Here is an 837-nt window from a genome sequence, read left to right as displayed (position 1 = left end):
TCTTCTTGTCTTGATACTATATAGAAATAACGTTCTTTTTTAAAATGTTGTTTCAAGCTTGATGTAACAGTGTTTTGAAAGATTTTTAGTGTATAAAATAAAATTTGACATAAAAAAACTCCAGTAATAAGATTAAAGTGTCGAGCTAAAATCAAATACTGGAGGTCTTTTTATATGCAAGACAATCATACAAAATATATAGATGAAAATCAAGATAATAAAACACTAAAAGACTTAACGAAAAGTGGGAAACAACGCCCGTGGAGAGAAAAGAAAATCGATAATGTAAGTTATGCAGATATACTAGAAATCTTAAAAATTAAAAAGGCTTTTAACGTAAAACAATGTGGTAACGTCTTAGAGTTCAAGCCTACTGATGAAGGTTATTTGAAGTTACATAAGACATGGTTTTGTAAATCAAAATTGTGTCCAGTTTGTAATTGGAGGCGTGCTATGAAAAATAGTTATCAAGCTCAAAGAGTGATTGAAGAAGTGGTTAAAGAAAAGCCGAAAGCACGTTGGTTGTTTCTTACACTATCAACACGAAATGCGATAGATGGAGATACTTTAGAAAAAAGTCTTAAACATTTAACTGAATCATTTAGAAGATTATTTAAATATAAAAAAGTTAGTAAAAATTTAATTGGTTTTATGCGTTCGACAGAGGTTACAGTTAATAAAAATGACGGTAGTTATAATCAACATATGCATGTTTTATTGTGTGTTGAAAGTAAATATTTTAGAGGTTCTGAGAATTACATTTCTCAAAATGATTGGATTAATTTATGGCAAAAAGCATTACAAGTTAATTATCGGCCAGTAGCAAATATTAAAGCG

General features: G+C 28.9%; 1 protein-coding gene. It reads left to right on the top strand.

The window, feature by feature from the left end:
* Positions 1–174: 174 nt before the first annotated feature.
* A partial coding sequence (locus tag KA878_RS13480) for a protein rep (protein WP_204181384.1) occupies positions 175–837 on the top strand: 663 nt, incomplete at its 3' end.

Origin of the sequence: Staphylococcus sp. GDY8P57P (assembly GCF_017892585.1) — a bacterium.
In the GTDB taxonomy this organism is placed as follows: domain Bacteria; phylum Bacillota; class Bacilli; order Staphylococcales; family Staphylococcaceae; genus Staphylococcus; species Staphylococcus borealis.
This window is presented reverse-complemented; position numbering and strand designations above follow the sequence as displayed.